This window comes from Syntrophorhabdus sp. (genome assembly GCA_012719415.1).
GTDB lineage: Bacteria > Desulfobacterota > Syntrophorhabdia > Syntrophorhabdales > Syntrophorhabdaceae > Delta-02.
Genome location: JAAYAK010000268.1, coordinates 1 through 12,023 on the forward strand (window position 1 = coordinate 1; position 12,023 = coordinate 12,023).

Sequence of the window (12,023 nt, forward strand, 5' to 3'; positions counted from 1 at the left end):
CTTAGCTACATCTCTCTCTTCAGCATGTAGTCGGCAAGCTCGAGAAGGGCGGTCTTGTAGCGTGACGCGGGAAAGACGTCGAGGTATCTCTTTGCCTGGGTGAGGTGTCTTTCCGTTGCCTCCAGCGTGTAAGCGATTCCGCCGTTCTTTTCTATGATGGCGAGCACGCGGTCGAAATCACGTTGTGTTATCCTCGGTTTGGCGAAGATCTTTTCTATGCGGGCCTTGTTCTTTTCGCCGGCGTTCCTCAGAACATGGATAAGGGGGAGGGTCACCTTGCCTTCCTTCAGGTCGGTCCCCACGCGCTTACCCAGGACGTCGTTGTATGACGTGTAGTCGAGGACGTCGTCCATGAGCTGAAAGGCTATGCCGAGATCGTACCCGAAATTCCTCAATGCCCGTCGTTCATTGTCGGGCCGCTGACCGAGGATGGCGCCGATCTCGCAGGCGGCGCCGAAAAGAACGGCCGTCTTGTTCCCGATTATCTCGTAGTAATCCTTTTCGGTGGTTTCCACGTCGGCGGTCTTCACTATCTCCAGGATCTCTCCCTCGGACAGCGCCGTCGTCACCTTCGAGATGGTTTTGAGGATCTCGTTATTGCCGTCCCGGGACATGAGTTCGAAGGACCTGGAGTAAAGGAAATCCCCGACCAGGACGCTGGGCTCGTTGCCCCAGACCGTGTTGACCGTGGACAGGCCCCGCCTGGTCTTGGCGTTATCCACGACGTCATCGTGAAGCAGGGTGGCGGTGTGGATGAACTCGATGATCGCGGCGTAGGGGATGTGTTTCCTGCCACGGTAGCCGCACAGTTTGGAGCAGAGCATGACAAGTACGGGACGCACCCTCTTGCCGCCGGATTTTATGATATAGGTGACGATCTCCTTGATGTAACTGACCCGCGTGCTGATGAGTTCATCGATCGAGGACTCGAGCTTCTCGAGGTCTTTCTGGATGATCTGCGTAAATCCCGACATGTCTAGTCTCCAAATGAGTAGTATTCGTTAACTTCCGCGGAGGTGGCATCTCCGTCATACACGTAGAGCGGCCTCTCGATGACGGCCCCGACGCCGCCGTCCTTTGTAAATTCGGCAAGGACAAGGTTGGCGCTCTCGTCCTTCCGGGGATGGACGGCGCGCAGCCTCTTAAGCGCCAGTCTCCGTGACGCGGCCGCATGGATGAGCTCGCCGGCACGGCGGGCCGGATAAATGACGTAGAAGCGCCCCTTTTTGACGAGGAGAGACGACGCCGCGTCCACAAGACCCTCGAGATCGAGGGCCTCCTCGTTGCGCGCCAGGAAGCGCGACCTTTCCGGGCACGTCCTGCCGCTTTTGCGTTTTGTATAGGGAGGATTGGAGGTGACCACGTGAAAAGGTGTTCGCCTCATGTCCCGAACAAGGGCGTTGATATCGGCATTGATGAAACGGACGTGGTCCTCGCAATGGTTCATCACGCTGTTCCTTTGCGCCGTCTCATGGAGATCCGTCTGAAGTTCCACGCCGATCATCTCGTTCCTGAAGCCCTTTTTCGCAATATAGATAGGTATGATACCACAACCGGAACCGATATCCAACAGCCTTTCATGCTTTTTCAGGACCACGAAGGCGGCGAGCAGGATCGCGTCGATGGAGAACCGGTATCCCCTATTTTTCTGAATGATCCGCAGTTCTTCGTTGCAGAGGATGTCGAGCGTCTCGTCTTTTCCGACGGTGTCACGCATACCTGTAGAACACAAGACCCGTCAGGATCTTGGGATAGAAGAACGTCGATTTGGGGGGCATGTCAAGACCGTTCTCGGCGATGTCCCGCACTTCATCTACCGTCGTGGGAGGGAGGAAGAATGCCAGATCGCTGGAGGCGTTCCTCACGGAATCGACGGACCACCCATGGTCCTCCGTGAAGGAGATCTCATCGTCCCTTATCCCCAGTATTCCGCGGATGACCCCGCTGTGAATGACATTCACCTTCAATCTTTTCAGGCTGTCGTGGAGGTCCGGGGAATTGTACATGGGGAGCGGGGATCTCTCCACGGCCGTGTACAGATGCTGCCGGTCGTCTGCCGAGAAGAAGGCGAAGGCCGGGCGTGGAGACGCGGCCACGGCCGACAGGGCGCCTTCGAGCGCGTCATCGCCTGTGAAGGGCCTTCTCTCGATGGTCATGCATGATTCGAGGGCCGCAATGAGTTCCGCGAGGGGCCGTTTGTGGTTGAACCTGACCAACCTGTGGTAGGGAAGGATCACGATGCCTTCATCATACATATCTGTGAGGTAGAAGGGGGCATAGGGGACTCCCAGGCGGTAGGACACATCGAGCCTGTGATGTCCGTCGGCGATGTAGATGCGTTTTGTGTCGAGAATGGCGGCCATGGCTCCGATCGAGTCGGGGTCCGTGATCCGGTGGAACCTGGTCATTATGGACTGCTCGTCGGTGAATTCGAAGAGCGGCTGTGCCGGTGCGGTGTCGAGCAGGTGCCGGACCTGCTTTTCCCTGTCATCGTAAAGGCCGAAGATGAAGCTGGTATAGGTCTTCAGGGTGCCGATGAGCTGCTCCCTGTCGGCCTTTGCCTTCTTGCGCGTCTGTTCGTGTGTCAGGATGCGTTCCCTGTCGAGCCTGTGGAGCCCGATAAAGCCCTTCCTGAGGTACGTCGCCGACTGAATGGTGAATTCCTGCTCGTAAACATAGATGGACTCGCCGGGATCGGACACGAGAACACCCTTCGAGAGCCAGTCATCGAGGGTGCTCTTCGCGTTCCGGTACCTGTCCATGCCGGGCAGGTCCCGGGGAAGCTCCAGTCGTATGGCGTTGAAGGGATTCTTCGCGTAATAGGGCTCTGTATCCTCGATCACGTCGTACGGAGGGCAGACGAGATCGGCAATGCCGTCGGTCTTTCGGGTGTTATAGAGTATTCCCTTGAATGGTTTCATCGGTCTTGCCTGCCCGGGGATCTGCTGAATCTGTGTAACATACGTTGGCGGGTCCTGTCAAAGTTTTCAGGCCGGTCATTTTCCAAGTAAACTGTTGACAGGGCGCGGCGGGTTATGTTTTAAATTTACACATTGCCGAGGTAGCTCAGTCGGTAGAGCAGGGGACTGAAAATCCCCGTGTCAGCGGTTCAATTCCGTTCCTCGGCATTTTCCTTTTCTTCGTTCCCCGGCTCTTTTCGAGCCCGATCCCATGTCTTTCGATTGTGACAGAAGAATGATTGTGCTACAATAGCACTTGCGGCGGTTTTGAAGACGTTTCCGACGGATAGGATGGCGCGAGTTCGTTTCATGGAGCACAGGACAATTCATTTGACAGGACATGTCCGGCAGTTGCTGGTCGTTTGTTCCTTCCTTCTTTTCCTCGTCCCCGGGCCGGGTGTCTGCATCACTCTCGACGAAGCGATAAAGAACGGTCTCGGAGAATCCTATGTCATGAAGGAACAGGAGGAGTTCGTCAAGAGATCGCGGTTCTCCTACATATCGTCCATAGATCCTTTTCTGCCGCAGGCCCAGATCGGGTCCTCCTACATACGGACCATATCTCCCATGACGCCGATAAGCACGTACACGGGCAACTTGAGGGACACCACCGATTCCCGTGACGCGTTCACGTTCAGCGGTTCCATCTCCTGGCGGGTCTTCGACGGCGGTGAGCGGTGGGCGAAGCGAAAGGGTGCGTTCGCGGTCTGGGAACGGGAGAAGGAACGTTTCAAGAGCGTCAGGGAAGACGTCGTATACAACATCAAGAGCGCGTTCTATCTCGCTCTCGGGACAAAGTCCATCGTCGGGAAGAGGCAGGAGGCGCTGCAGGCCGCGCAGAAGATACACAACCTCACCCGCGGGAGATACGAAGAAGGGGTCGCGAAGAAAAGCGAGCTGCTGCAGGCGGAGGTCCGCTTCCTCAACGCCAGGATCGATCTGCAGAGGGCCAGGAAGGAGTATGAAAAATCGCTGGAATCGGTGAGGTCGCTCATCATCGTCCCGGCGCCGGACCCCTTCGATGTCGAGGGCGCGCTTTCGGCCCCTTCCTTCACGGCCGATCAGAAGAGCCTGAACGACAGGGCCCTTGCGGCAAAACCGGAGATCATAACGCAGCAAAAGGAAATAGACAGGCTGATGAGGGTGTACGACGAGAAAAGGAGCGCCTGGTATCCCAAAATAGACACGACCCTTCAGCAGACCAGGCAGGACAGCCGGTTCTTCCCTGACGGCAGGACGGACGCCTTCATGGTCAGTCTTTCCTTTCCCCTCTTTGACGGGGTCGGCCGGTACTACAACATGCAGGGGGCCATGAGCGACGTCAATGCGGCCCGCCAGAGATTGGCCGAGACCAAAAGGACGACCAGCCTCGACATCGCGAGGGCGGTCAAGGACTACGAACTGAGCGTCGCGGATGTGAAGATGTACGGGGAACTCGTCCGTGAGGCGACCTCGAACTTCAACCAGCTTTACGGCGAGTACATGGAAGGGAAAGGCGACATACTGAACCTTCTCCAGAGCGAGAAGGACCTTGCTTCGGCCAACGAGAGCTACGTCAGCTCCCTGGCGAAGGCCCGGGTTTCGCTGGCCTACCTCGAAAAAGCGGCCTACCTCGGGGACCAGGGACAATGAAAAGAAAGATCCTGTACGCGATCGCGGCTCTCTGCCTCATCGTCCTCATCGTTTTCTTCGTTACCCGAAAAGGCGACAGGCCAAAGGAAGGAGAACCCTTCACGGTGAAGCGCGCCAATGTTGTTTATTCCACGGAACAGACGGGTATCATCAAGGCCCAGGTGGGAGCCATCGTCAAGGTCGGCACCCGCGCAACGGGGACCCTGAACAGGCTCAAGTTCCAGGTGGGGGATCACGTGAAAAAGGGCGACCTTATCGTCGAGATCGACGATCGTGAGATCCTTGCGAACATACGCAATTCCGAGGCCGCCGTGGAGCAGCAGCGCAGGGACCTCGATGCGAAACATGCTCAGGACGCATACAACCAGACGAACTACGAGCGGGAGCAACGCCTTCTCGCGAAGGAGTATACGACCAGGGACAGTGTCGAAAAGGCCAAGCGCGAACGTGATGTTTCGCGCGCCCAGGTCGAGCTCGGCAAGGCAAAGGTGAAGGAGGCCGAGGAGAAGCTCAAGGCCCTCAGGGTAAGCCATAGCTACACGAAGATCTACGCCCCCATATCGGGTTACATCTCGGCTGTCGCCACCCAGGAAGGGGAGACGGTGGTCTCGGGCCTGTCCGCACCGAACCTGATAACCATCATCGATCCCACGAAGCTGGAGATGTGGATATACGTGGACGAGACCGACATCGGGAGGGTGAAGCCGGGACTCAAGGTGGAGTACTGGGTCGACGCCTACCGTGACAGGATATACAAAGGCGTCATAGACCGCATCTATCCCCAGCCGGAGATCAAGGAGAATATCGTTTACTATCTCGCCATCGTCAAGATCGACCCCAACGATGCCCTTACCCTGAAGCCGGAGATGACAAGCCATGTCCGGATCATCATCGAGGAGAAGGCGAATGTGATCGTCGTGCCCAACGGGGCGATTCGCTTTGAAGACAGGAAGAATGTGGTCTATGTGAGATCGAAGGGCAAGAGCGTCCGGCAGGAGGTCGTCCCCGGCGTCCGCGACCAGAGCTACACCGAGATAACATCGGGGCTCACCGAGGGGCAGCAGGTCATCGTCCCATCCATGGCTCCGGCTGCAAAGAAGCCGCAGAACAACGCGGGCTCGAGAAAGTGATCGTACTCAAGGACATCAGGAAGAGCTACTTCGTAGGGGACCGTGAACTTTCGATCCTCAAAGGCATCAACCTCACGGTGACAAAGGGGGAGTTCGTCGTTCTCATGGGTGTCTCCGGGTCGGGCAAGACGACGCTTATGAACATTATCGGGCTCCTCGACAAGCAGACGGAGGGCGAGTATATCTTTGCCGATACCAGCGTGGACGGTCTCGATGACGAAAGGCTTGCCGACATGCGGAACAACCACATCGGCTTCGTCTTTCAGCAGTTCTTTCTCCTTCCTTACCTCGACGCCATCGAGAACGTTCTCATACCCATAGTCTATTCCAGGAAGAATATCAAGCATCCCCGGGACAAGGCGAAGGTGCTCCTCGGGAGGTTCGGCCTGGAACAGAGGATACACAACAAACCGTCGCAGCTCTCCGGGGGTGAGCAGCAGCGCGTGGCCATAGCACGGGCGCTCGTCAACGACCCGGACCTCATCCTCGCCGATGAACCCACGGGGGCCCTCGATTCGAAGACCGGCGGCGAGATCATGGACCTCTTTCGGATGCTCAACGACGAGGGGAAGACGATCATTGTCGTGACCCACGATCCCAGGCTCGCGACCTTTGGAAGACGCCTTGTCAGGATAGAGGATGGCGCTATTTCAGAAGATATCGCAACTTAGAGAGTTTGTCGAAGAGGTCCTGAAGATCCTCTACTACTACCGGGGCAGGGTCGTCTTCTCTTTTTCGGGTGTTGCCCTCGGTATCCTCTCCATCTGCATCATCATCACCACCATCGATGGGGCCAACAAGAAGGCGCAGCTCATTTTCGAGGCCCTGGGGCCCAATGCGATCATGATCTTCGGGGGCGGCGAGAGGCAGCGGGCCGCGAGGATACGGGTGAGCACGATCAGGGTAGGCGACGCCGATCTTCTTGCCAGGGTGGAGGGCGTCTATGATGTCATGAAGGTTTTCTCGGCCCGCAATGTCATGATGCGATACAAGGACAGGAACTGGCAGACCCAGGCGATAGGGTCCACGGCGAACTATTTCGAATCCTTCTCCTGGGGTTTTCAGGCCGGCACCGTCTTTACGGCCGACGACTATGACCGGGCGGAGGCCGTCTGCGTCATCGGGGCCAAGGTGTATGAAGAGCTTTTCAGGGGCGAGCCCGCACTGGGGAAGGCGATCCTCGTGGGAAAGCTCCCCACCAGGGTCATCGGCGTGCTGGAGGAGCGGGGGGGAAGCGTCGGGGGACCCCACGTGGACGACAGGGTGATCATGCCGCTGACAACGGTGACAAAGCGCATTGTCAATGAAAGAAGATACCTGAGCATGGTGCGTCTGAAGACCCACAGGGACCTCGACAGGACCATAGAGGACATACGCGCCACGCTCAGGATGAGTCACGGCCTGCAAGGCAACCTCGATGACGACTTCACCATCAGGAGCTCAAAGGACATCCTTGCCTTTGTCACGGTGATCTCTGGATCGCTTCTGCTCTTCCTGGGGACGGCGTCGATCGTGGCCCTTGTCGTCAGCGGCTTTGTCCTTGCGAACCTTTTCTATCTCACGATACAGGAGCGCAAGAAGGACATCGGCATCAGAAGGGCCTATGGCGCGACGCAGAAGGGCATTCTGCTTTCCTTCCTCTTCGAGTCCATCCTCATCACCCTCATCGGAGGCGTCGCGGGCATATTGCTCAGCGTTGTTCTCGGCGGCACCTTCGAGAAGCTCTTCGACATTCCCATGATGTTCTCCTTCAAGGTGGTTCTTTTTGCCCTTCTTTTCAGTTTTCTCACAGGCCTTTTGTCGGGGTTGAGGCCGGCTCTAAGGGCGAGCAGGATAGAACCGATAGAGGCGATCCGGGGATGAGATACACCGCCTCCTTCTACGTGAGGATAGCCTTTCAGAACCTGGTCGTCCACAAGGCCAGAATGACCCTGGCGCTCCTCGGCATTCTTTTCGCGGTCATGAGCCTCGTGGCTTTCGGGAATATCAGCGACGGCATGAAGAAGAAGATAGAATCTGAGATCGGGAAGTTCGGCAAGAACCTTGTGATCGTCCGGGCCGGCCTCGTCCACGCGGCGGGAAGAAGCACGCGGCAGTTCTCGGAATCGAAGACGCTGAAGCTGAAAGACGCTGAGCTCGTGAAGGAATCCATTGCCGGTGTCGTCGAGGTGGTCCCCTATTACGATATCAGCTATCCTGCACGATACAGGGACAGCATGCTCAACGTGAGCGTGGCCGGGGTGTCGAACAGGGTGTTCGACATTCGCAACGTGGACCTGGCGGCGGGAAGGTACTTCACCGCCGACGAGGACGCGAAGGCCGAGAAGAAGGCCGTCGTTGGCTACAAGGTCGTTGAGAGCCTGTTTTCCGGCGAAGACCCCATAGGGAAGAACATCCTGGTCTTTCGCGTTCCCACGGAGATCGTGGGGGTCATGACGGAAAAGGGGACGGACTTCGCGGGCCAGGACCAGGACCTGCAGGTCTACGTTCCTCTCAACGCGTTCATGAGGCGCTACAGCAACGTGGACTACATAAAGGGAATGTACGTGCAGGTGCAGGAAGGTTATCCGCTTTCCGGCATGAAAGCGGCCCTGAGGGATCTCATCCGAAAGGCCCACAACATGAAACCGGAGCAGAAGGATGACTTTACCGTTTTCACCATGGAAGACATACTGAGGACCCAGGAGGAAGGCATACGGCTCGTTTCGGTCCTGACCGTCATCGCCTCGACGGTGTCCTTCCTCATCGGCGGCCTGGGGATCTTCGCCATCATGCTCCTTTCCATATCGGAGAGGAAGATGGAGATCGGCATCAGGCGGGTCGTTGGATCGAAGAAAAGGGACATCATAATGCAGTTCCTGTCGGAATCGGTCATCGTCGCCCTCGTGGGCGGAATCGGCGGCATTCTCGCGGGGCTTCTCATAACGGTGGTCGTCGATATCATCGGGGGTTTCCCGATGGTCTTCTCCATTAACATTCCCCTCGCCCTCGGCATCAGCATGGTCATCGGTGTCCTGGCGGGCATCTATCCGGCCATGGAGGGGACCAAGTACGAACCGGTCAAGGCGCTTTATTCTTAAAGGCCGTTCCAGGTCGCAAGTCTCAGGTCTCAGGTCTCAAGGGAAAAGGCCCAGTTCGGCCACGGCGTGGGCCGTGGTTTGGGCGAGACCGTGGCCTTTGAATCGAAACGCGCAACTGTTTTTTTGCGTGAAACCTGAAACCTGAAACGGTTCTTTACTTCTTTTCGAGGCTTTTGATCGCGTTGTCGGCGAGGTAGGTGAGTGTTTTGTTCGATGAGTTCCCGGAGACGTCCTGGTAGAGTTTCAGGGCTTCATCCCTCTTGCCCCGGGCGAGCTTGATGTTTGCCAGGTACAGTTTTGAGATGTGGCCGGGTTTGCCGCTCGCTCCCGAGGCGATCTTCTGGAAGATGCCTTCCGCCTTGTCCATCTCCCCGGCAGCCCTTGTCTGTTCGTATGTCTCCCAGGCGGTTATACCCAGCGCCAGCTGATACTGGACCTTCTCCGCCTGGTGGTTGGCGTAGACGATGTACGCAGCGACGGCGGCGACTATGATGAGAAGAGCCGCGAGCCCGTACAGGCATTGCTTTGTATTCTCCCTGATGTACAGAGAAACCGATTCAAAGGCCGTGACAAACATGTCCGGCTTGTGGATGAGCTCTTTCTCTTTTTTTCTTGCCATTTCTGGATGCTATTTCACCACAGATGCAACGGGTATGTCAACACTCAATGCGCCCGCGCCGCTGACTGATAGATGTGTATCCTCAGGGGGTTCTTCTCACCGAGCATACGGGACAGCGCGGCTTCGTCGAGCCTGGCGAGCTCGTGTACGCTCGTGATGCCGTGGTTCTCCAGCTTGAGGTAGTTCTGGTAGCCAAGGCCCTTGAGATTGACGAGTCTCATTCTTTGGGCTTCGCCGGGAGCGAGCAGCGTCGTGTCGACGGTCAGGTTCGTTCTTGCGCCCGAGACCATGAGGGCTTCCTTGCTCTGTCGGCTGAGAAAGGAAAGCTGCTCCACGGGGGTGGTACGGGAGAACACGGTGTAAGCGTCAATGAGAACGAAGGAGAGGGCGGCAGTGAGAAGAGCGGTGCAGATGGTCAGGACAAACGCGGCTCTCTTGCGCCGAAGGCCCTGGAGGAGATCGATGAATGCGATCGTCTCCACGCCGAAGACCGGGAAACCGATATATCCCGGAAGAGGCATCTCGAAGAGCTTCATCCGCTCGAAGAAAGGCACGGTGTAGACCCATTTGACGGGCGAGAGGGAATTCCACGTCTCCCACAGGAGGCCGCACACGAGCCCTGAGGCCAGAGCGCCGAGAAGACGGCCGACCTCTCCGCGCTCAAGGTCGCCCATGAAGGACCGGTATCCCGCGCGGTGATTGATCCCGTCGATGATAGGGATGGCGAATACCCAGGCTAGTCCGAAGAGATACCCGGGAAAGATGAGGGTGAGCAGGAAGAGGGCGATGCCGCAGGACATGGCCCGGGTCGGATACCTGCGGGATACCGTGACGGGCCGTAGCCTGACACGGTCGAGAAGCGGGGATATGATGGCCGCCGTGAGACAGATAGCCGGGATGACAGTGCCATAGGCAAGGAGATATCCGGCATATCGCAGTGGAATACCGTGGGGAACGTTGACGTAGAACCAGTTCCCGATACGCAGGTTGACAAGCTCGAAGACGCACCAGTAGCCACAGGAAACGATTATCACCGCCGGCAGGGAACGATCAAGGAAGAGAAGAGGTCTTCCCGATCTCAAGGACACAAGTGAATCGAGAAGGATTATGTACGACCACCACGAGGTCACATAGAAGAAACTGATGACCGGTTCAAGACCCCATACGAGCGCCAGGTGACCGAACAGGTAGAGGGCTATCGAAAGGCCTACGAGAAAAGGTTCTTTTCTCACATGGGATATCAGGAGTTGTTGCTGGATCTTTCCGTGGGCTGTGTCGCTTCAGGGCCCTGACTGCTCGCCGCATCGACATTTCCCTTGATGCGCGTCGCGCCGATATAGGCCCCGGAATAGTAACCGGAAGAGAGTGTGTCTATCTTCACACCAAGGCGGCTCTTTCCTGAAGAGGCGTGAATGAAATTGCCATCGCCTATGAAGATGCCCACATGGGTGGGATATTTCGCGTAGCGTCGTGTCTTGAAGAACACAAGGTCGCCAACGGACAATTCTTCCCGGGAGATCTTGTTCCCGACCTTGTACTGCTCGCGGGCGCTCCTCGGGAGTTCCACATCGAAGATCTCGTATATCTTCTTCACATAGGCGGAGCAGTCGAGGCCGCGCAGGGTGTTCCCGCCGTACTTGTAGGGGGCGCCCATGAAACTTTTCGCCACCTTCACGAGCATATATTTCTCTTCGCTGTTCTTCCAGGGTTTCACCGATACGCTCTTGAAGGACATGATAGTGTCGCCATCGTCGCCATCGTCTTCCATCACCTTCGGAATGAGGATGGTCCTGCCGGGGGAGAGTCTTCTGTTCTTTCTCGACGTAAGGTTATTTGTCGCGATGAGCTCATCCTTTTCAACGTTGAACCTGCTGGCTATCTTGTCGAGCGTGTCGCCTCGCTTCACCCTGTATTCCATAAACTCGTCATCGCTCTCGGAGACAACGGGTTCCGCCGGTTCTTCCTGCCTCACCTGGGCCCTTATGGCTTTCGAGGACGACGCCTTGCGGGTCTCTCTGACGGCACGGTCCTCATCGCTGCTTTTGATGACGATCGTCTGTCCGGGGGAGAGCCTGTTCGAACGGAGACCGTTCATGTTTTTGAGATGGCTCACGGAGACATGATATTTCTTTGCCAGATTGTAAAGGCTGTCACCGCGTTTCACCTTGTGTGTGACCTGGGCGGCGGTGGTGACGAGGGGGATTGCCAGAAACAGGATGCCGACGCAGAGTATACAGAAAATTGGCAGCTTTCTCAATAGAACCCCTTTGTTCGGTATTATAGGATTTAAAATACCAAAGAGGTTGAAAAAATGTCAAGTAAAATCTCCTTCTCCGTGTTGTAAAACGCTGGATTGACTGGGTTCTTGCGCGCGTAAGCGGGGAAAGTCTCGGGAGGACAATCCAGAGGGTTCGTGAAATCAATCACATTTTTGTTGATTTTACTGGGCTCTTGAAATGATAATATACAAAAAAATCCTCAGGAGGCAGAGTTTATGGTCGATGTCGGACGAGAGATCATGTGGAACGTGGGACATGCTGGTCAGTATATCAGTTATGCCTTCTTGGTCATTGTTGCCATTGTTCTGATCATGGGATTGAAA

Annotated in this window: 11 protein-coding genes and 1 tRNA gene; 6 read left to right on the forward strand and 6 right to left on the reverse strand. The window is 56.5% G+C overall.

Features of this window, described 5'->3' with window-relative positions; genetic code table 11:
- Positions 1-5: 5 nt before the first annotated feature.
- Genes GXX82_15780 through GXX82_15790 form a run of 3 tightly spaced genes read right to left on the reverse strand, consistent with a single transcriptional unit; the run spans position 6 to position 2,921 of the window.
- Positions 6-974 (reverse strand): polyprenyl synthetase family protein, encoded by a 969-nt coding sequence (locus GXX82_15780; protein ID NLT24502.1) that lies wholly within the window; start codon positions 972-974, stop codon positions 6-8.
- Between the two features lie 2 nt (positions 975-976).
- The gene (locus tag GXX82_15785) at positions 977-1,717 is read right to left on the reverse strand and encodes a methyltransferase (protein NLT24503.1); all 741 of its coding nucleotides are present in this window, start codon (positions 1,715-1,717) and stop codon (positions 977-979) included.
- Positions 1,710-2,921, reverse strand: a complete 1,212-nt coding sequence (locus GXX82_15790) for a DUF1015 domain-containing protein (protein ID NLT24504.1) — start codon at positions 2,919-2,921, stop codon at positions 1,710-1,712. The genes GXX82_15785 and GXX82_15790 overlap by 8 nt, the downstream gene beginning before the upstream one ends.
- Before the next feature lie 134 nt (positions 2,922-3,055).
- Here GXX82_15790 and GXX82_15795 point away from each other — a divergent pair.
- The 6 genes from GXX82_15795 (at position 3,056) to GXX82_15820 (ending at position 8,802) form a co-directional block, all read left to right on the forward strand.
- A tRNA-Phe gene (locus GXX82_15795) sits at positions 3,056-3,128 on the forward strand.
- 162 nt (positions 3,129-3,290) lie between these two features.
- Positions 3,291-4,592, forward strand: coding sequence for a TolC family protein (locus GXX82_15800; protein NLT24505.1), 1,302 nt, complete (start codon positions 3,291-3,293; stop codon positions 4,590-4,592).
- The gene (locus GXX82_15805; protein ID NLT24506.1) at positions 4,589-5,722 is read left to right on the forward strand and encodes an efflux RND transporter periplasmic adaptor subunit; all 1,134 of its coding nucleotides are present in this window, start codon (positions 4,589-4,591) and stop codon (positions 5,720-5,722) included. Before GXX82_15800 ends, GXX82_15805 begins: the two co-directional genes overlap by 4 nt.
- A complete protein-coding gene (locus GXX82_15810) occupies positions 5,719-6,393 on the forward strand; it encodes an ABC transporter ATP-binding protein (protein ID NLT24507.1) in 675 nt (224 codons plus the stop codon). The genes GXX82_15805 and GXX82_15810 overlap by 4 nt, the downstream gene beginning before the upstream one ends.
- Positions 6,362-7,585, forward strand: coding sequence for an FtsX-like permease family protein (locus GXX82_15815; GenBank protein ID NLT24508.1), 1,224 nt, complete (start codon positions 6,362-6,364; stop codon positions 7,583-7,585). The genes GXX82_15810 and GXX82_15815 overlap by 32 nt, the downstream gene beginning before the upstream one ends.
- Positions 7,582-8,802 carry an FtsX-like permease family protein gene (locus GXX82_15820; protein ID NLT24509.1) on the forward strand — a complete coding sequence of 407 codons (1,221 nt, stop codon included), beginning with the start codon at positions 7,582-7,584 and terminating at the stop codon, positions 8,800-8,802. The genes GXX82_15815 and GXX82_15820 overlap by 4 nt, the downstream gene beginning before the upstream one ends.
- 154 nt (positions 8,803-8,956) lie before the next feature.
- Here GXX82_15820 and GXX82_15825 read toward each other — a convergent pair whose 3' ends face one another.
- Genes GXX82_15825 through GXX82_15835 form a run of 3 tightly spaced genes read right to left on the reverse strand, consistent with a single transcriptional unit; the run spans position 8,957 to position 11,678 of the window.
- On the reverse strand, positions 8,957-9,421 hold the full coding sequence (locus tag GXX82_15825) for a hypothetical protein (protein ID NLT24510.1): 465 nt from the start codon (positions 9,419-9,421) through the stop codon (positions 8,957-8,959).
- A gap of 44 nt (positions 9,422-9,465) precedes the next feature.
- Positions 9,466-10,653 (reverse strand): hypothetical protein, encoded by a 1,188-nt coding sequence (locus GXX82_15830; protein NLT24511.1) that lies wholly within the window; start codon positions 10,651-10,653, stop codon positions 9,466-9,468.
- Between the two features lie 8 nt (positions 10,654-10,661).
- Complete coding sequence (locus GXX82_15835; protein NLT24512.1) at positions 10,662-11,678, reverse strand: LysM peptidoglycan-binding domain-containing protein; 1,017 nt, start codon at positions 11,676-11,678, stop codon at positions 10,662-10,664.
- Positions 11,679-12,023: the final 345 nt, after the last annotated feature.